At 69.0% G+C, this 17265-nt stretch carries 13 protein-coding genes and 2 pseudogenes; 6 read left to right on the plus strand and 9 right to left on the minus strand.

The features are described from left to right. Positions 1–48: 48 nt before the first annotated feature. Positions 49–1461 carry a tryptophan 2,3-dioxygenase family protein gene (locus ACFY7E_RS30680; protein ID WP_389490576.1) on the minus strand — a complete coding sequence of 471 codons (1413 nt, stop codon included), beginning with the start codon at positions 1459–1461 and terminating at the stop codon, positions 49–51. A gap of 292 nt (positions 1462–1753) precedes the next feature. Then, positions 1754–2761 carry an anthranilate phosphoribosyltransferase gene (gene trpD, locus ACFY7E_RS30685; protein ID WP_389490578.1) on the minus strand — a complete coding sequence of 336 codons (1008 nt, stop codon included), beginning with the start codon at positions 2759–2761 and terminating at the stop codon, positions 1754–1756. Positions 2762–3250: 489 nt separating this feature from the next. On the opposite strand from trpD, the gene ACFY7E_RS30690 reads away from it, so the two are divergent. Then, positions 3251–4573: a pyridoxal phosphate-dependent aminotransferase gene (locus tag ACFY7E_RS30690; protein WP_389490581.1), complete on the plus strand. Its 1323-nt coding sequence runs from the start codon at positions 3251–3253 to the stop codon at positions 4571–4573. 67 nt (positions 4574–4640) lie between these two features. Continuing rightward, a complete protein-coding gene (locus tag ACFY7E_RS30695) occupies positions 4641–5156 on the plus strand; it encodes a carboxymuconolactone decarboxylase family protein (protein ID WP_389490583.1) in 516 nt (171 codons plus the stop codon). On the opposite strand, the gene ACFY7E_RS30700 is transcribed toward ACFY7E_RS30695, so the two are convergent. The 3 genes from ACFY7E_RS30700 to ACFY7E_RS30710 are packed head-to-tail and all read right to left on the minus strand — an operon-like array spanning position 5110 to position 7024. Further along, positions 5110–5925: a LuxR C-terminal-related transcriptional regulator gene (locus tag ACFY7E_RS30700; protein ID WP_389490586.1), complete on the minus strand. Its 816-nt coding sequence runs from the start codon at positions 5923–5925 to the stop codon at positions 5110–5112. The genes ACFY7E_RS30695 and ACFY7E_RS30700 overlap by 47 nt on opposite strands. A 26-nt stretch (positions 5926–5951) precedes the next feature. Next, positions 5952–6551, minus strand: a complete 600-nt coding sequence (locus tag ACFY7E_RS30705) for a transposase (protein ID WP_389490588.1) — start codon at positions 6549–6551, stop codon at positions 5952–5954. After that, positions 6524–7024, minus strand: a complete 501-nt coding sequence (locus ACFY7E_RS30710; protein ID WP_389490590.1) for an IS630 family transposase — start codon at positions 7022–7024, stop codon at positions 6524–6526. Before ACFY7E_RS30710 ends, ACFY7E_RS30705 begins: the two co-directional genes overlap by 28 nt. Before the next feature lie 356 nt (positions 7025–7380). Between ACFY7E_RS30710 and ACFY7E_RS30715 the strand changes: the two genes are divergently transcribed. Both ACFY7E_RS30715 and ACFY7E_RS30720 read left to right on the plus strand, forming a co-directional pair. Beyond that, the gene (locus ACFY7E_RS30715) at positions 7381–8433 is read left to right on the plus strand and encodes a pentapeptide repeat-containing protein (RefSeq protein ID WP_389490592.1); all 1053 of its coding nucleotides are present in this window, start codon (positions 7381–7383) and stop codon (positions 8431–8433) included. Between the two features lie 282 nt (positions 8434–8715). Beyond that, positions 8716–8817, plus strand: a pseudogene (locus tag ACFY7E_RS30720) (IS5/IS1182 family transposase); the annotation flags it as partial. On the opposite strand, the pseudogene ACFY7E_RS30725 reads toward ACFY7E_RS30720, so the two are convergent. The 3 genes and pseudogenes from ACFY7E_RS30725 to ACFY7E_RS30735 form a co-directional block, all read right to left on the minus strand. After that, a pseudogene (locus tag ACFY7E_RS30725) lies at positions 8818–8997 on the minus strand (transposase); the annotation flags it as partial. A gap of 436 nt (positions 8998–9433) precedes the next feature. After that, positions 9434–12898, minus strand: coding sequence for a M28 family peptidase (locus ACFY7E_RS30730; RefSeq protein WP_389490595.1), 3465 nt, complete (start codon positions 12896–12898; stop codon positions 9434–9436). 493 nt (positions 12899–13391) lie between these two features. Continuing rightward, on the minus strand, positions 13392–14549 hold the full coding sequence (locus ACFY7E_RS30735; RefSeq protein ID WP_389490604.1) for an erythromycin esterase family protein: 1158 nt from the start codon (positions 14547–14549) through the stop codon (positions 13392–13394). A 488-nt stretch (positions 14550–15037) separates the two neighbouring features. Between ACFY7E_RS30735 and ACFY7E_RS30740 the strand changes: the two genes are divergently transcribed. Then, complete coding sequence (locus tag ACFY7E_RS30740) at positions 15038–15853, plus strand: S1 family peptidase (protein ID WP_389490597.1); 816 nt, start codon at positions 15038–15040, stop codon at positions 15851–15853. A 102-nt stretch (positions 15854–15955) separates the two neighbouring features. On the opposite strand, the gene ACFY7E_RS30745 is transcribed toward ACFY7E_RS30740, so the two are convergent. Then, positions 15956–16366: an HGxxPAAW family protein gene (locus ACFY7E_RS30745; protein ID WP_389490599.1), complete on the minus strand. Its 411-nt coding sequence runs from the start codon at positions 16364–16366 to the stop codon at positions 15956–15958. Between the two features lie 141 nt (positions 16367–16507). Between ACFY7E_RS30745 and ACFY7E_RS30750 the strand changes: the two genes are divergently transcribed. Continuing rightward, positions 16508–16939: a MarR family winged helix-turn-helix transcriptional regulator gene (locus ACFY7E_RS30750; RefSeq protein ID WP_389490601.1), complete on the plus strand. Its 432-nt coding sequence runs from the start codon at positions 16508–16510 to the stop codon at positions 16937–16939. Positions 16940–17265 lie beyond the last annotated feature (326 nt).

The raw sequence follows: 17265 nt of genomic DNA on the forward strand, positions 1-17265 counted from the left end.
TCGCGCCTTCATAGGTTTCCCGGATCCTCCGGGCCACGTCCTGACGGTTCATTTCCGCTCCTGCTCCTGTGACGTGCCTGGGCCGGGGTCGAAGGGGGAACGGGGGGAGACGGGACAACCGCCGGGGCCGCCCTCAAGGGAGGAACGTGCTTCCCACAGCTCGGGAAAGGCGTGCTGGGAAGCGACGTGGCGCAACCATGCGACGCCGGTGGTGCCGCCCGTCCCCGGTTTGTACCCGATGATCCGCTCCACGGTGAGCAGGTGGAGCCACCGCCACCTGCCGAAGGCCTGGGCGAGGTCCATCAGCGTCTCCGCCCAGCGCAGCAGCTCGCCGGAGACGGTCTCCTCGCGGTGGATCCTCGCCCAGGCGTCACGGATCGCCGGCGCGTCGCGGTCCGGTCCCGAAGCACCCGCGCCCAGCAGCCCCCGGCGTACCAGCAGGCCCAGAGCGTCGTCGTAGAGGCTCGCGTCGTGCAGGGCCCGGTACACCTCGGTCTCGACCCCGGGCACCCCCTCGTACGCCGCGGCCGTAGAAGGAGACGCGACGCCGAGCGCGAACTCCAGCTCGCGGTACTTGTAGGAACCGCTGCCTGAGGCATCCCCGAGCGCGTCCCGGAAGGAGTGGAACTCGGCCGGTGACAGTGTGGACAACAGCTCCCAGAACTCACCGAGGAGCCGGAGTCCGGCGGTGGCCCGCCGCACGTGCCAGGAGGACCGGCCGAGGTCATCGGCGGCGATCCCCTCCTGAGCGGCACGCACCTCTCCCAGGACCAGCGAGAACAGGAGTTCCTTGGCCTGTCCGGCGAGGTAGAAGGAGGATTCCGCCTGGTGCGCCGTACGGGGCTGGTGCAGGGCGTGGAGCAGGGTGACGCTCTGGTAGTCGATGTACGAGTTGCCGGTCGGGGCGGGAAGCCTGGGCGCTCCTTCGTACAGTGTCCGGAACTCCTGCGGCACTTTCCCGCCGTCCTCGTACCGGCTTCCGAACCTCCTCCGGTACTCGGCGAACAGAACCGGGTCCGTGTGCAGGAAAAGGATGTCGTGGAAAGCCATGCGCCGAACCGCCACGAGCGGCAGCGGCGACCTGGACACCGCGAAGGAGGGATTCCAGTGGGCGGGTTCCGGGCAGTCGGGATGGAACTGCCCCACCATCAGGCCCTCCCGCACGGCCTCCCGTTTCAGACGGCGCTGCGCCGTGTCGAGCAGACGCCAGCGGTGCCGGGGGAGGCCCTGTATCAGGACCACCAGCGCGGTGAGCGATTCCTTTCCCTCCGGAACCGGAAGGTCCCGGAAGTGCTGCATGCGGTCGCGCAGGAAGCCCACCAGTTCCTCCGTGCCGTCCGAGGGTTCCGCGCGAAGGCTCTCCGTCCGGATCGCCCCCGCCTCCCGAGCGGGTTCGACGAAAGGACACACCGCTCCTCCGCGCCCCAGGTCCCCGTGCTCCTCGGCGAGGTACTCCCTCATCCACCGCTCGGCAACGCACTGGTCCTCAAACGCTGGTTCGACCATTTGCATGACGTGCCCCACACATTATCGCCCGAAGGGATTCCGCTTCCTTCCTACGCCTCGCGCGGGGATATGTAAATCGATTTCGATTATTTTTCGGGCAACTTGCGCGGAATTCCGCACCAATGGTTTTCTGTCTCCTCCTGAGTCCCTCTGATGGAAAACCGGAACACAACTGCGCCCCATACCCACGGAAGTCCCGTCCGGGTTTCCGGTGCCGCCGGACCAGGGCTTTCCGTTCCGGAAGCTTTTACCGCGACTGCGACACCCGTGCCCACCGGTCGAGCACGTCGTGCGCGGTTCCGTCGTCGATGGCTTCGGCGGCACGCGCCATCGCCCGGCCCCAGTCCTCGTACCCGCCCGCGATCCGCAGCGCCGCCGCCGTGTTGAGCAGGACGATGTCGCGGCGCGGTCCTCGCTCCCCGGTCAGCACCCTGCGCGTCAGGTCGGCGTTCCGCTCCGGTGTTCCACCCGTGAGCGAACCGGGCGCCGCTGCGGCGAGTCCCAGCGCGGCCGGGTCGAGCACATAACGCCGGGTCCGGCCCTCCCTCATCTCCACCACCCGGGCGGACGTCGAAGTGCTCAGCTCGTCCAAGCCGTCCCGTGGACAGAAGACCATCACATGGGCGGCCCCGAGGAGTTCTAGGGCACCGGCCAGCAACTCGAACGCCTCCTCGTCGGGCACCCCGATGATCTGGTACTCCGCCCGCGCGGGATTGCAGAGGGGACCCAGCAGGTTGAACACGGTCCGGACCCGCAGTTCCCGTATCGGCCCCATGGCGTGCTTGAAGGCGGGGTGGAACACCGTGGCCGAGAGAAAGGTGATGCCCGCCTCCTCCAGGCAGCGGGCCGCTGCCCCGGGGGGCAAGTCGACGTTCACCCCGAGCGCTTCGAGGACGTCGGCGCTGCCGCACCGGGAGGAGACGCTCCGACTGCCGTGTTTGGCGACGCGCACGCCACAGGCCGCAGCGACGATGGCCGCCGTGGACGAAATATTGAACGTGCCGTGTCCGTCGCCTCCCGTGCCGCAGGTGTCGAGCACCTCGGAAGGGCCGGGGAAGGGCTCCGAGAACTCCCTCATCGTCCTTGCGAACGCCGCGAGTTCACCTGCGGTGACCCCTTTTCCCGCCATCCCCATGGCGAGGCCGGCCACCTGCAGGGGCGACGCCTCGCCCCGCATCACCGATGACATGGCGCGTCTCGCTTCCGCCTCCTCCAGATCGCGGCGATGGGCCAGTCGATCGAGGGCTTCCCACATGAGCGACTTCCTTCCGGTCATCGGGGTCTGTGGCAGAGGCGGTCGCTTCCGCGTCACGCGCCCGGTCCGGCCCGGAAAGGTCCTTTCCGGGCCGCGCGTCCTCCCGCGCCGTCGGCGCGTCAGGCGGTCGCAGGAACGGTCGGGTCACCCCGGTACTCACCGCATGGGTCTTCCGGCTGTTTACCCGCGCGCCGGCTCGCCCACGCACCGGACGTGTGGCCGGTAGGCGCCACCGGATCACGGCTCCGTGCCACGCGCCGACGGGTACCGCCCGGCCCGGCCGAAGGTACCGGCCGGGTCCCCACATGGAAGGCGAGAACCCGGTCAACCGGGAATTGCGGCCGATGGAACAGCGCGACACCGGTGGGACGACAGGCGCCGCACGACCCCCTCCCCCGGCCGGACCTTCGCGTGCCGACCTCTCAACTCGGCCGTTCCCGTCTCCCCACGGGGCGGGAACGCCACGGACCCAACGGAAGGAGACACGACATGAGCGTGCCGGAGACCATGGTCAAGGACGGCGACCTCTACAACCCGTACGAGGACACGGAACTGCTTCGCGAAGCGACCGCGGCCGGTAGGGAGATAGCCGACATCATCTACCTCAGCCTGGGGGAAACCTGGAACGGAGCCGCTCCGGGACTGGTCACCGCCCTCGGCAGGGATGTTCCGCCGCACGGTCACGGTTACGTCCTCAGCCCGTACGGCCTCCCCGCACTGAGGCAGATGCTGCGCTCCCGCATCCCCGCCGAGCATCGGCTACCCCCGTCGGCGCGACTGGGAGAGGAGTACGACGTGGCCGTTTCCCACGGCGGGACCCGCAACGCCATGTTCCACTTCGGACGGCTCACGGCCGATCGGTCCCGTAAGCCGGAAGCCCGTCCGGCCGTGGTGTGTTCCTCACCCGGGTGGGACTACCCGGGGGTCTTTGGAGCGCTCGGCTACGACGTTCACCGGTTCCCTCTCGATCCCGGGACGGAATACCGGCCCGACCCCGGCGACGTCGCGCGCGTACTCAGGAAGGCCCGGGCGGAAACCTCGGGCCCGCTCCTCCTCGTCGTCAACGCCCAGCACAACCCGACCGGCGCAAACTGGGCCGAGAACACCATACGCGCGATGGTCCGCGCGGCACTGGAAGTGGGGAGCGGCGTCCTCGTCGACGACGCGTACTACGCTCTGCACGACCCGGGGGTGGCCCCCGTCTCCGCCCTGCGGATCCTCTTGGAGGAGTTCGGCACGCTTCCTGCGGCACGGCGTCCGCCGTGGCTGGCGGTGCGTTCCCTGAGCAAGCAGTTCCACTGCAACGGCTGGGGAATCGGAGCACTGACGGGACCTCCGGCCGTGCTGGAAGACCTGCTGGGACGGCTCCTTCCCGAATACGGCTTCGTCTCCTCCGTTCCTCTCCAGGCAGCCATGGCGTCCTGGCTCGGGAACCGGGAGAGCGACGACTACCTGGCCCGGCAACGCGAGGAGTACGCCCTCAAACGAGCTCACATGGCCCGGCACCTCACCGGGGAACTCGGTTACCCGCGGGACGCTTTCTTCATCGGCCCGTGCGGTCCCTACCTGCTGATGCGCACACCCCCCTGGTACGACGCCCGGACGGGCGAGCCCTACCGCTCCTTCTGCCTGCGCCGCAGCGGCGTTCTCCTGGGGGAGGGGCACATGACCACTCCAGGGGCGCTCCCCGTGACCGGACAGGACCAGGTCCGCCTCTTCCTGGGACCGGCTACGCGAACCCTGACCCGGGCCGTGCAGCGCATGGCGGCCGCCGGGCTGACGTGGCAAGGCGGTCCGGCGGCCAGCCGCTGACGCCCCGCCCGGACCCGTACGAAGGAACGGCCCGGTGATGCCGGCGCCATGAACCTGAGGAGTGACGATGAACGATCCCGCGGACCGGATCGCACGCGGCCGCGCCATGATGCACCTGCTCTCCCCCCGACTGGGCGGTGATATGACCGACGGTCTGCGCGAAGTGGCCCCGGACTTCGAGGAGTTGTTGCTGGGCTTCGCCTTCGCGGACGTGTGGGCGCGGGCCGTCCTGCCTCTGCGGGAGCGAGCTCTCGTCCGGCTCGGAGCCCTCACGGCCCTGGGCGCTCCGGCGACCGCGACACGCGCCAACATCGACTCGGCCCTCCGGGCGGGGCTGTGCCGGGAGGAGGTCTCCGAGGCCATTCTGCAGACGCTGCCCTACGCGGGCTTTCCCCACGCGATCACCGCGCTGGAAATCCTCCGGGAACTGGTGGAACCGCCGTCGGGCCGCACTGATTCCCCCACGCGCCGTGCGGAGCCGGAGGATGCGCCACCGAAGAGGCGTCCGGACCACCGCGACTGCCCGGGCCCAGACGCTACGGGCAGCCCCGGCGCCCCACCAAGTGCGCCATGGTCTTACTGATCGCCTCCGACCGTCCCGACACCCCGAGCTTCACGTACACCGAGTGCAGGGTGTTCTTCACCGTCCGCTCGGTGACACCGAGACCGCGTCCCATCTTCCGGTTGGTCGCCCCGGTGAGCAGCGCTGCCAGTGTCTGGCTCTCCCGTTCCGTCAGACCGGACGCTCTGCACCAGTCGGTGAAGCCGGCACCCACCCGTTCGTCCACCGCGTCGTCGTCCCCCTCCGCGGTCGGGTGCAGACACCTCAGCTCACGTACGAGCCGTTCCTGACTCCGTTCCAGAGCCGCCAGAGCATCGATGACGTGTAGCAGGAGGGCAAGGATCTCGCCCTCACGGGCGCCGTCCCCGTCGTGTGCGCCAGGTCTGGGAGAAGTGTGCACCACTGATCGTCCACCGCCGTCTGAAAAGCACCCAAGTGGAAAGCCGGGCACAGTCGAGGGACCTGTTTTTCTCATTCCCCCGCCGCTCACCTTGAATCCAGTCGGCTGGTCCGCCGTCAAAGCGGGCACTGGATTCGTCCGGAGCCCGAACCTCGCGAAATCGATTGTCAGGGCGGCAAGCGCTTCCGACGGGCGCGTCGGCCGGCCACAGGAAGTGCTGAGGGCTCTGGGAATCGTCCAGAAGGCTACTGCTGAACACCTGTGGCGGATGCTGCGACCCGGAGACCGGCACGACCGGTGCACCAGGAACACCTTGAACGCGTTGAAGGAGACGGGCATGGTCCGGGTGGAGAGGCGCCTGAAGTCGGGACACCGGTTGTGGGTGCTCACCGAGACGGGTCATACTGATCTTTTCTTTAGTTGGGTGGGGTTGGTGGGTGGAGGGTGAGGCCGGTGTGGGTGAGGAAGGACCAGGGCAGTTGCGGGTTGGTGTTGATCCGGCGGATGCCTTGTTCGGTGGCGTCGGCGACATCGGCGAGGTGGTCGCCGGCGAGGTTGGCGAGCTCGCGTTTCTTCAGCGAGGACCACAGCAGTTCCACCGGGTTCAGCTCGGGTGCACAGACGGGTAATCGCTCCAGGGTCAGCCAGTCCTGCTCGGCCACCCAGGCCCGCATCGCCCGGCTCCAGTGCGCGGACAGCCCGTCCCAGACCAGGACGACCTGCTCTCCGTTGTAGAACACCTTGAGCTGCTCCAGGACCTCGATGAGTGCGGCGGTGTCGCAGCTGCCGGGCCTGAGGTGGAAGCACAGCCGAGGACCACGTTCGGGGTCGGTGGCGTGGTGGCCGAGGGCACCGGCCATAGAGGCGCGTTTCCAGTTCAGCCGGTGCCGCAGAAGAGGTGTGCGACTGCGGGGAGCGTAGGTGCGGCGGACCTGCGGCAGTAAGGAGACACCTGATTCATCGAGGAAGACGATCCAGGCACGTGTGCTCACCGCCCCTTTTTGATCCGCGGCCACTCGTGAGCGATCCAGCGGGCGATCTCGGACTCGTCGCGCTCCACCGCACGCCGTTCGGGACGCTGCAGACTCCAGCCGAGCCGACCGGTCAGCAGCCGCCACACCGACGCCCGCGACAAGGTCACTCCTGTCACCCGCTCGACGACCAGTCCGACCCGCTCCAGCGTCCACAGATCCGCCTCGAAGCCATGGGCCTGGGCGCCCTGCTCCAGCGCAGTCCGTACCCGCTCGACCTGGGCATCGTCCAGCTTGGGCGGACGACCACTGGCCGGACGCCGACGCAACCCGTCAGCGCCGCCTTCCTCCCAGACGCGTCTCCACCGCCGCACGCTCTCCTCGCTGACGCCCAGCATCCGCGCGATCTCGGCACCCGAACGTCCCTGCTCGAACAACTCGGCCGCCCGCACACGCCGGGCCTCGGCCAACTGCGGCCGCGTCAAAGGAGGAACCACAGACGAAGACTTGAAAGACACGCCATCAGACTCCCACCAACGACGTCATCGCACCCACGGAACTAAAGAAAAGATCAGTGGGTGAGACAAGGACGGTGGCCTCAGCCGGGCTGGTGGCCCTACGTGCCTCCGCCGCCTCCGAACCTCATTCTGAAGCGATCGGTCAGGTTCTGGTGGGGGCCGGCTCGGGAATTCCAGGGCATTCGTTTGCGGGCCGGTCATGCAACACTCTTGATCGTCTTCTGAGCGGCACCTAGGCTCCCATGTCCATGGAGACGGGGGAGTCGGGTCACGGGCGGCGGGGATGGCGTGATGGGCCGGTCAGGCGTCGCGTAGCCGCAGGTCTGCTGGCCGGGGCGGGGCTGGTCGTTCTGGGCATGGTGTTCGTCGCATTGCCGGAGGCGGTGGTCGAGCACGATCTCGCCGGGGCGGACATCACGGCGCAGGACCGGCTGAAGGCGGTGAACGATGTCCGCACGACACTGCTGCAAGTGGTCGGCGGCCTGATTCTGCTCTTCGGCGCGTATGCCACTTGGCGGCAACTGCGGGTGAACCAGGAAGGTCTGCGTGCCACCCAGGAGGGCTACGTCACGGACCGGTTCAGCCGGGCCGTCGACCAGCTCGGCAGCGACAAGCTGGACGTGCGCATCGGTGGGCTGCACGCGCTGTGGCGGATCGCGGAGCAATCCGTCCGCGACCGGGAGGCCATCATCTCCATCCAGGCCGCATATCTGCGCACACACCTGCCCTGGCCACCGACCGGTCCGCAATCACCGGCGGCAGACGTACCCATCAACGACATCGCCCCCCTGGAGACCCGTGCCGCAGATGCCCAGGTGGCGCTGACGGCGCTCGGCGTGCTGTGTCGGCAGCGAGAGCAGTCCTGGGTCAACCTCAGCATCACCGACCTGCGCCGGGCCGACTGCGACGGACTGTGGTTCCCCGAGGTCAACTTCGACCGTGCTTGCATGGAGGCCGCAGGCCTCTATCGCGCCAACCTGACCCAGGCGTCCCTGGTCTCGGTCAATCTGCGGCACGCCGACCTCACGACGGCGATCCTCCGCCGGACTCGCTGCGTCCTGGCCGACCTGCGGGCCGCTAAGCTCGTCGAAACCGACTTGCGAGACGCCGACTTCACCGAGACCGACCTGCGCGAGGCGAACCTGCGTAAAGCCGATGCCCACGGCGCGGTTTTTCACCGTGCCGACCTCCGTATGGCCGACCTGCGCGGTACCGACCTGAGCGGCGCCAGCCTTGCCGAAGTACGCCTGACCGGTGCTCTGGCCAGTGAGCACACCCGCTGGCCCGCCGGCTTCGATCCCACGGCCGCCGGAGTCGTCGTCACTGACGACCCCGGCCCCGAGCCTTCGCCCCTGCTCCAACCACCCGGGATGACGTGGCAGGCACCACCGCTGCGGTCCATTCCCTGACCGGGACACGCCGGTCAAGACCCTGCTGAGCCATCTGCATCTTCAGACCATGTCTTACATGCTGAGACGGACGAGCCTCTTGTAACAGGTACCTGCCCGCAGAGCCGGTACGCCGGACTGGCTCTGTCGATGACGAAGAACAGCGCTTCCCGCGTGGTGCAGGAGGCGTCGCCCGCGTCGGGCATGGACGGCTTCGGACGGCAGCTCGGTGCCAACTGGCGAAACGCTGAGTGCCGCTCGTTCCGGGCCGGGACAAAAGCGCTGCCTACGGGCGTAAGTGGAGGCGGGGACCCGGCGAAGAAGGCGTCGGGCCGCAAGCGGGGCCTGGCCGTGGACGTGCTCGGCCTGGTCATCGCCGTCACCGTCCTGGCCGCGAGCGCGCACCTGCGGAAGGTGCTCCCATGCGATCCCGGTATCCAGCACGAACAAGATGCCCTGAAACATTTGCCGGTCCGGATGCCGCTTCCGCCCCGGATACCGGAACCGACGCTCAATCCTGGGCAGCAGCGGCTCGACCACCCCCCATAACTTGTCCTTCACGTTCCAGGGCTTCCGCCGAGCCAGAAAACCGCCCTCCTACGAGGTAGCGATCAACCTGGCGTCATTGCTGCTCTGGGTAAGATCCTTTTGAAGACAGGCCCTGGTACATCCCTGCAAGCAACCCTCCACCCCCCTCCGGTGCAACTGCCGCGGGGGTACCTCGGCATGGGCTTGCCCACAACCGCAGCGCACCGGACGGACCCGCTTGCCCGGGCCCTACCCTCTCGCCCGGGTGATCGGCGGTGGCCATGATCAACGCGACCAACCGGTTCGGCGTGATCCTCGACAACCAGGGTGGGGTCAACGCGCCCGGCGATTTGGCCGGCGTCGCCGGTTCACGCACCGAGGCCGGTCCCGATCGAAGGATCGGGGCCGGCCCTGTCGTGCGGGAGGGGCCGGGCGAAGCCGCCCGGCTCCCGGATGCCGGGCCTGGTTCACCGGTGCGGATGGGCGCCGGGTCTCAGCTCAGCTGGATCGAGACGTCGTCCAGGACGAACGAGGTCTGCAGGGACTGGTCCTCCACCGACGTGAAATCGAGGGTGACGGTCTGACCCGCGAAGGACGAGAGGTCGTACGACTTCTCGACGTAACCCGCGGTCGCGTCCAGGTTGGAGTAGGACGCCAGCTGCGTGCCGCCCGCCTTGACCGTGGCCACGTCGTAGGCGACGTTCTCGGTTTCGTCCGTGTCGATGTGGACGAAGAACGAGAGCCGGTAGGAGGTGCAGCCCGAGGGGATGGACACGGACTGCGCGGCGCGCTCGGTGTAGCTGGTACCCCTGCCGCCCAGCCACGCCTTGTAGCTGCCTCCGTGCGCGGCCTGCCGCGCGTCGTTGGTGATCACGCCCGTGCTCGCGCTCCACGGGCTGCTGCCGTTCTCGAAGCCGCCGTTGACCACGAGCTGGCGCGGCGTGCAGGAGCCGCCGCCCGTGACGGTCAGCGTGTAGGTGGTGGTGTGGCTGACGGTGCCCGAGCCGGTGATCGTCAGGGTGTAGGTGCCGGGCGTGGTGCTCGCGCCGACCTGGACGGACAGGGCCGAGGAGCTGCCGGACTGGACGGACGTCGGGCTGAGCGTGGCGGTCACGCCGGTCGGTGCGCCGGAGACGGAGAGCCCCACGGTCTGGGCGGCGCCGCTCACGGTGGTGGTGTTCACCGTCGCCGAGACGGACCCGCCGGGGGCCGCGCTGCCTGCGGACGGGCTCACGCCGACGGAGAAGTCCTGCGCCGGTGCGGTGCCGCCGACGGCCTGCTTCCAGAGGGCGTAGGCGACCCCGTCGGCGCTGCGGTTCAGGACCGTCGCGTTGATGTTGCTCGTGGTGTCACAGGCGCTGTGGTAGCAGGAGTCGTAGGCGGTGTTGGCGGAGCCGCCCCACTTCTGCGCCTGCGCCGAGGTCTTGCGGGCGCTCGCGCCGGCCGCGTATCCGGAGGTCGGGATGCCGCCCTGCTGGAAGGAGTAGTCGTCGCTGCGGCCCTGGCCTTCGGTGTTCTCCTCGGGCGCCAGGTTCAGGGAGGTCCAGTACGCCTTGAGGGGTGCGGCGGCGGTGGAGTTGAGGTTGTTGATGAAGTAGCCGCCGTTGGTGGAGCCGACCATGTCGAAGTTGTAGTAGGCCTTGATGGTCGCCCGCTGTGCGGCGGTGAGGCGGTTGACGTAGAACGCGGAGCCGTTGAGGCCCTGTTCCTCGTCGGTCCACCAGGCGAAGCGCACGTGCTTGGTCATCGTCGGGTTCTTCTGGGCGAGGGCGAGGGCGTTCTCCAGCAGGGTCGCGGAGCCCGAGCCGTTGTCGTTGATGCCGGGGCCCGCCGAGACGCCGTCCAGGTGCGCACCGAACATGACGACCTGGTCGGCGGGGCCGCCCGGCCAGTCGGCGATCAGGTTGTTCGACGGGTAGGTGCAGGAGGTGCAGTTCTGCTCGGTCACCGTGTATCCGGCGGCCTGCAGCTTGCCCTTCACGTAGGCCAGCGACTGGGCGTAGCCGGCGCTGCCCGCACGGCGGTTGCCGCCGTTCTGGCTTGCGATGGCGCTGAACTGGCTCAGGTACGCCTGCACGTTGGCGACGTCGATGTCCGGCGGGTCGTTACCGGGCTGGGTTCCGCCGACGTTGAGCGTGTAGTCGGTGGTGTGCGACAGGGTGGAGCCCTGGCCCTTGACGACGACCGTGGACGTGCCGGGTGCCGCGTTGGAGGTGGCGGTCAGGGTCAGCACCGAGGACTGGCCGGACTGCACCGTCGCGGGGTTGAAGGAGGCGGTCACCCCGGCGGGCAGGCCGGTGGCGGTCAGCGTCACCGACTGCGCCGTGCCGGTCGTGGTGGCGGTGCCGACGGTGGTCGCCACCGAGCCGCCCTGCTGGACCGTGCCGGACGAGGGGTTGAGCGACATCGAGAAGTCGTTGTTCTGACCGCTCGGGGTGCACGTCGGGTCCGCCGACTGGGCGGGCACGGTGATCGCGTCCCACGCCGCCTTCGTCTTGTCGAAGAGGCCGCAGGTCGCGTCGAGCGACTTCGCGGAACTGAGCGTCGCCGTCCGGTACTTCTTGTAGCTCATGCTGCTGGTCTTGAGCAGCATGCCACCGTAGAAGATCTTGCCGGCGGTCTGTATCCCCACGCCCGTCAGGGTGCTCTGGTTACAGGTGCTGCTGCTGGGCTTGCCGCCGCCGGGGCTGGTGCCCTCGGCCAGCAGGTAGAACCAGTGGTTCAGCGGGCCTGCGGCGGCGTGCACCTCGGTGCCGGGGATCGCCGAGCTGTAGCAGGCCGGGTCGTTGTTGACGGCGGGCGGGTTGTACATGTTGCGGATCGGGCCCCGCCCCTGGAGGTTGATGACCTCGCCGACCAGGTAGTCGGGGACGTCGTAGGGGGCGGGCTGGTTGATGTACGCCTCGGTCAGCGCGCCGAAGATGTCACCGGTGCCCTCGCCGAGCCCGGCCTCCTGTCCGCTCGTGCCGCCGGGGGTGTTGGAGTCGATGGCGTGCCCGTACTCGTGGGCCACCACGTCTACGCCGGCGATCCACTCGTTGGCGCTGTTGCGCCCGATGGTCACCGAGCTGCCGTCCCAGTAGGCGTTGAGGTCGCTGAGCCCGACCTTGCCGGGGAAGCTGCGGCCGTTGCCGTCGACGCCATTGCGGCCCAGCCACTGGCTGAGCATGTCCCACTGCTTCTGTGCGGCGAACATCAGGTCGACGCAGCCGGTCTCCTTGCTCGTGGGGTTGCCGGTGCCCCAGGAGTCGGAGGACTTCGAGAGGACCGCGTTGGTGCTGTAGTCGGCGCAGCTCAGGCCGGTCCGGCTCGGATCGCGGAGGGAGTAGGTGGAGCCCGAGGCGGTGGTGTTGATGGTGACCGGACCGGGCCCGTTCCACTTGCTGTTGCCGGTGCCCGCCACCACGTCGTCGTAGCTGTCGACGACGGAACCGCTACGGGCGTCGACGAAGACGTGCAGCTTGCTGGGTGCGCTCTTGGTGCGGCCGCGCAGCACGGTCTCCCAGGCCAGCACCGGCTTGTCGTTCTTGAGGCGGACGACCAGCCGACTGCTCTCGACCGTGTCGACCGAGGCCAGTCTCTTCCGCGAGGCGGTCTCGGCCTTCTTCGCGGTGACCGACGGCCGGGTCGCCACGTCGATGCGCGCGGAGGAGGCGGACTGGAGGGCGCGGATCCTGCCGGAACCGTCGGCGAGGACCACGGCGTCACCGCCGACGACCGGCAGGCCGCGGTAGCTGCGCTCGTACGACACCGAGTAGAGGTCCTTCACCCAAGGGGTGACGAGACGTCGCTCGTACTGTTCCTGGGCCGAGTTGATCAGCGTGTCGAGACCGCTGTCGACTGCCAGGTCCGCGGCCGCGACCGCGCGGGTCACGGGACTGTCCTTCTGCGCCGGCGCCGGCCGCGCTGCCGACGCCGTTCCCGCGAGGGTGCCGACGAGGCTTGCGGACAGCGCCATCGCTGTCACGGCCGCCGTCCATCTGGTGGGCTGCAACGTGCACTCCGATCGTGGGGGTTCGGGTGTCATCGCCGCCGAGTATGGGCGTGGACATGACGAACGGGAGTCATCCCTGCGGGCATAAGACCCGCGTTATGACCCGCCGGAGGCACCTCGGGCATGCCGAGGCCCTGGACGAACGGGAAGAGCGAGATGGCCTCGATGCCACGCTGCCGGAAGGTGCCCGGCTCCGGTCCGCGTGCACGGACACCGCGGCCGCCGCGTCGGGGAGCGGCGGCCGCCGGACCGGGGGTCTTTCCTGTCAGGCCGGATCAGGGAGCGGTCCCGGACGCCGCGAGCCCGGCCTGATCGACAAGACGCCCCCCAGGGCCTGTGTGATGTCGTGATCACTCGGAAGTCTTTGGCAGGTCGTCGATCCAGGGGCCGGTCATGTCGGATCGCTCCGGCCCTGTCGGCCTCCCGGCCCGGATCCTGCATGAGGAGGCCGGTCCCGTCAGGCGGCCGGGCGGCGCGGCCGGGACGCGAGTTCGTCGGCTGCCCGGATCCGGTGGAGATGGATGAGGACGTCGTAGGCCCTGCCCAGGGCCAGTGGGGGCAGGGGGTGCGGAGTGAAGGTCGAGCCGGCGTCGTAGACGGGACGGGCCCGGTCGAGCCAGGCGCGGGCCGCGGCGGGGACGGTCCGCAGGTCGAGGTAGAAGTCCTGGTACCCGACCCGGTCCAGGGTGTGTTCGTTCATCCCGGGACCCGCTGCCGGCACGGTCACCGGCTTCCAGTCTCCGTCGAGGGAGGTGTCCTTGGTGAGGAAGGAGCCGGCGGCGAAGGTGAAGCCGATCGCGGCGTAGTCGCGGCCCAGGCGCTCGCGCAGCACGGTGCCCTGAGTCACCGGGTACATGTCCGGGTGGGTCGAGAGGTATCCGACGTGGCCGTTATGGGCCGACAGCAGCATCTTGTGGCCGGTCTGGCGGTGCCACCACAGCACGTTGTCCGCCATGGCCCGGTCACGCAGGCGTTCGGCCGCTGTGACCGAGACGGGGTCGGTGAGGTCCACGGTGGCGAAGGCGAAGGTCTGCGCGATGTTCCGGGCATGCTGCACCGCCCATGTGTGGTCGTCGCCGCCGTTTCGATCCTCTGCGCCCAGGTCGAATGCCCGCAGGGCGCGTGTGGCGTTCTCCTTGCGTTCGGCGACCGGCTTGCGCAGGTAGGCGAACATGTCATCGAAGGGGCGCAGTCCGGCGTACAGCTCGGTGAGCCGGGGCAGCACCTCCGGCCTGGCCTTCCCGACGGACGACAGCACGCGCTCGAAGACGGGGTCGCCGAGCCCGGGCGCGCCGAGGTCGTCTCCCATGAAGTGCACCCGGCGGTCAGGATGGCGACGGTTGTGCTCGCGCATCCAGCCGATCAGGCTGACGAACTCCTCGCGCTCCCAGGGGGATCCAGTCAGCGCCTCCCTCACGATCCGCCGCGGGTCTCCGGGACCGCCCTGGAGGTACTCGTCGATCCTGAGCCCTGCCGACCAGCTCATCTCCAGGGCGAAGGTGGTGAAGCCCCGCTCTTCGACGAGGTGCCGGAAGACGCGCTCCTTCATGGCGAAGAACTCGTGCGAGCCGTGCGTGGCCTCACCCAGGCCCACCACCTTCGCGCCCGCCACCATACGGCTCAAAGCCCGGAGGTCCGAGGCCTGTCCGCCAGGATCCGTGGAGCGCAGCGGGTGTGCGGCCCGTTCCAGGGAACGCAGGACGGTCGCCTCCCCGCCCCTGTCGACAGAATCGGCTGCCGGAACGGCGGACGCGTCCCGAACCGTTCCTGCGGCCGGCGCTGCAGGAACGACTGTGGTGAACAGCACCGTTGCGGCGACCCCTCCCGCAAGTGCGAGCGCTGCTCGCCGACCGGTCGTCTTCCTGCACCCGTACATGCTGATCACTCCTTGTGCGCGAGGCTTTCTGGGCCGATGAAGCGATCTTCGCCCGCCGCACCTGCGGACCGCGCTGGGGCGACCCACCGTCCCGTCTCGGGAGTCACCCCTCGGTACGGGATGGGGGATACCCCCACAGGAGCCGGGCCGCTGTCCGGATGGTCCGGTGGATCTCGCGGCCAGCAGGATGGACGCACATGTTCGGATCCACTGCCGGAAGGCTCTTCATGTTCCATTCGAAAGCGGTCGGCCACCGCAGGGCACGAGCCGCAGCCGTCGGAGCTCTCGCCGTCACGGTGTGCGCCACGATGATGACCGGCAACGCCGGAGCGATCGTCAACGGAGGTGACTCCACGGAGCGTTACCCGTTCATGGCGGTGATCCCGGAATCGGCTCCGGAGCAGGGGGTGCACGACGGCAACTGCGGGGCGACGCTGATCGATCCCCAGTGGGTGCTGACGGCGGCCCACTGCGTACGCGGGGACGGCCTCGAACTGGAGGGTGTCGTCCGGATCGGCAGTGAGAACCGGAAATCCGGGGGGACGCTCCGGGCCATCGAGCGCACGGTCGTCCACCCCGGTTATGCGAACGGGGACGGAACGGCTCCCAACCGCAACGACATCGCGCTGGTCCGCCTCGATCGCCCGGTCGCGCAGGAGCCCGTCCGGATCGCGGAGCGGGCCGGGCACCCCGGTGCTCCCACCCGGATCCTGGGGTTCGGAACGACCGTCGACACCGGGCTGGAGTTCGCGGAGCGGTTGCAGGAGCTCGAGACGCGCAGGGGTGCCTCGGCCGAGTGCGCTCCCGGTTACGCGTCGAGGACCCGGCTGTGCACGATCAGCCGTGTGCCCGGGGCCATGGCGTGTTTCGGGGACTCCGGTGGACCGCAGCTCCGGAAGGGCAGACCGGGCCGGTGGGAGCTCGTAGGGGTCACCTCCGGTCCCGGAGTTCCGGGCGTCGCGTGTTCGGCCGGGCCGGGCCTCTACACCAGCGCGCCTGCCTACGCCGACTGGATCCGCAAAACCATCAGGCGCCGAGCCTGAGCCACAACGGCCCGGGAGACCGCTTTCGGCGTCTGAGCAGTCTCGGCGACCCTGGGAAGATGATGGTCACTCGATATCCGCTGCTCCTGTCTCGGGGCGCGGTCAGTTCCACTCCGGAACGGGTGAGTTTCCTCGGTCCTGCTGGCTGGGGCCCGGAACCGTGGACGACGTCTGGACCGCTGCCGCCACCCGGCCGGCCATGACGGTCGCGGGTCGTCGGCCGACCATGCGGCACCCCAGGCAGTCGGGGTGGCCCCGGCGTGCCCCGAGGTCCCGCGCCCGCCAGGGCCACTGCTCCCGGGGGCGGGGGCCGCTCGGCTTGCCCCATCCGGCGAGGTGCAGCACCCAGGTCGTGAGACCGGCCAGGAGGCCGAGACCGACGCCCGACAAGAGCAGCGGCAGGGAGACGGCGACGACCGAGGCGCCGAGGACGCTCAGGCCGGCGACCGCGAGCGCCGTACCCGTCCAGCCGGCCAGTGTGTGACCGAGGTCCACATCACCGTGCGCGCTCATGAAAGGTCCTTCCTGACGGCAGGGATAGGCTGACTCAAGAGAAGCTTTATCTCACGAGCTAAGTTACTTAGACTGTAAGGGAAACGTGCATTGGCTGACAAGGCGCGCCCTCCTGCCACCCGGGAGCAGGCACACGCTCAGATGGACCGGTTCATCGCGCTGGGCATCGTGGCGCAGCACCACATGGCGCAACGCCTGGGCCTGAACGTCACCGACCTCACCTGCCTCGGCTTCGTCCTGGAGGCCGAGGGAGCCGGGGAATCCGTCAGCGCGGGCAACCTGGCGCAGCGGGCGAACCTGACCACCGGGGCGATCACCGGTGTCATTAACCGGCTGGAACGCGCCGGATACGCCCGGCGCGAGAACGATCCGAACGACCGCAGACGGGTGTACGTCGTCTCCGACGCCTCAGCCTCCGCCCGCCTCTTCGAAGCGTACGGAGGCAACTACCGTCGCATGGCCGACCTCTTCGCCGACTACTCTCCCTCGGAGATCGCAGTGCTCTCCGACTGGCTCACCCGCGCCACCGCGGCCCTGGGGGTCTCGCTGAACGAGGCACGCGAAGCCGACTGAAGGCGGTGGTGAAGCCCCGGGCGATCACGGGGATGGCCCCTTCGCGATCTCCCTGGGCGAGAAACCGGCGTCCCGCTCTCCATATGTTCGCGGGGATGGCCTCCTGTTCGATCCGGCTACCGGCACCGTTTAGAACTGTTCTCCGCTCCTGCGGGGTGTGGACCCGCTAGCAGCTCTGGCCGTGGGGCACCGTCTGCCATGTGTATGCCTGTTCACAGTCGGGTCTGGCCTTAGGCAGTGTCTTCAAATGGGTCGGAGCCAGAGGAGGAGGGAGGCGATGGACGGCCGTCTGGTAGGACTCTCGGGTTTTGTCGTAGCGGGTGGCG

Origin of the sequence: Streptomyces sp. NPDC012825 (assembly GCF_042900925.1) — a bacterium.
GTDB lineage: Bacteria > Actinomycetota > Actinomycetes > Streptomycetales > Streptomycetaceae > Streptomyces.

What these genes read in the sequence shown, in the direction of transcription:
- ACFY7E_RS30680 (WP_389490576.1), bottom strand. Translation starts at nt 1,461, where the DNA reads ATGAGGGAGTACCTCGCCGAGGAGCACGGGGACCTGGGGCGCGGAGGA.
- trpD (WP_389490578.1), bottom strand. Translation starts at nt 2,761, where the DNA reads ATGTGGGAAGCCCTCGATCGACTGGCCCATCGCCGCGATCTGGAGGAG.
- ACFY7E_RS30690 (WP_389490581.1), top strand. Translation starts at nt 3,251, where the DNA reads ATGAGCGTGCCGGAGACCATGGTCAAGGACGGCGACCTCTACAACCCG.
- ACFY7E_RS30695 (WP_389490583.1), top strand. Translation starts at nt 4,641, where the DNA reads ATGAACGATCCCGCGGACCGGATCGCACGCGGCCGCGCCATGATGCAC.
- ACFY7E_RS30715 (WP_389490592.1), top strand. Translation starts at nt 7,381, where the DNA reads ATGGTGTTCGTCGCATTGCCGGAGGCGGTGGTCGAGCACGATCTCGCC.
- ACFY7E_RS30730 (WP_389490595.1), bottom strand. Translation starts at nt 12,898, where the DNA reads ATGGCGCTGTCCGCAAGCCTCGTCGGCACCCTCGCGGGAACGGCGTCG.
- ACFY7E_RS30735 (WP_389490604.1), bottom strand. Translation starts at nt 14,549, where the DNA reads ATGGTGGCGGGCGCGAAGGTGGTGGGCCTGGGTGAGGCCACGCACGGC.
- ACFY7E_RS30740 (WP_389490597.1), top strand. Translation starts at nt 15,038, where the DNA reads ATGTTCCATTCGAAAGCGGTCGGCCACCGCAGGGCACGAGCCGCAGCC.
- ACFY7E_RS30745 (WP_389490599.1), bottom strand. Translation starts at nt 16,366, where the DNA reads ATGAGCGCGCACGGTGATGTGGACCTCGGTCACACACTGGCCGGCTGG.
- ACFY7E_RS30750 (WP_389490601.1), top strand. Translation starts at nt 16,508, where the DNA reads ATGGACCGGTTCATCGCGCTGGGCATCGTGGCGCAGCACCACATGGCG.